General features: G+C 66.2%; 1 pseudogene. It reads left to right on the top strand.

What is annotated here, in order from left to right:
* Window positions 1-562: pseudogene (locus V8324_RS22205) on the top strand (transposase); the annotation flags it as partial.
* Window positions 563-675: the final 113 nt, after the last annotated feature.

The raw sequence follows: 675 nt of genomic DNA on the forward strand, positions 1-675 counted from the left end.
GCGGGCACGGGAAGCAAGTTCGAGCGGAATGTCCGAGACCTTCTCGCCGACCGGGCAGACCTCGCGTCCATCGTTCTGCCGCTGCTGGACGCCTGGCGCAGCATTCGCACGCAGGTGGCCGACCTCGGAACACGGCTCGTCGCGACCGCACGCCAAAGCCCCGATTGCCGCCTCCTCATGTCGATCCCCGGGATAGGTGCGGTCACCGCGACTTCCTTCGCCGCCGCCATCGAGGACCCGGCCAACTTCAGGACCTCACGCTCCGTCGGGGCCTTGGGTCGGCCTGACAACGCGCCACTACCAATCCGGAGAGGTCGATCATGACGGCCATGTCTCTCGGCGCGGAGACCGACATCTGCGCTGGCAGCTCTGCGAGGCTGCGGCGATCATCCCGACCCGCGTCCGGGCCGAAAGCAGCTTGCGCACATGGGGGCTCAGGCTGCGCGAAAGGATCGGCTTCAAGCGCGCCGCTGTTGCCGCAGCCCGCAAACCGGCAGTGATCGTGCATGCGATGCTCAAGACCGGCGAGTTTTTCGATCCGCAACCAAGGGCTGCAACCTGACATCCAGTGGAGAGCGTTCGGGCTCCGAACGCTCGAGGCGTCCCTGCCGGGACGTGGGCCGAGCCATTCCGTTGATGGGGTTGCACCGTTGTTCAGACAGAGTGCGTCATCCA

Origin of the sequence: Roseovarius sp. D22-M7 (assembly GCF_037083785.1) — a bacterium.
GTDB lineage: Bacteria > Pseudomonadota > Alphaproteobacteria > Rhodobacterales > Rhodobacteraceae > Roseovarius.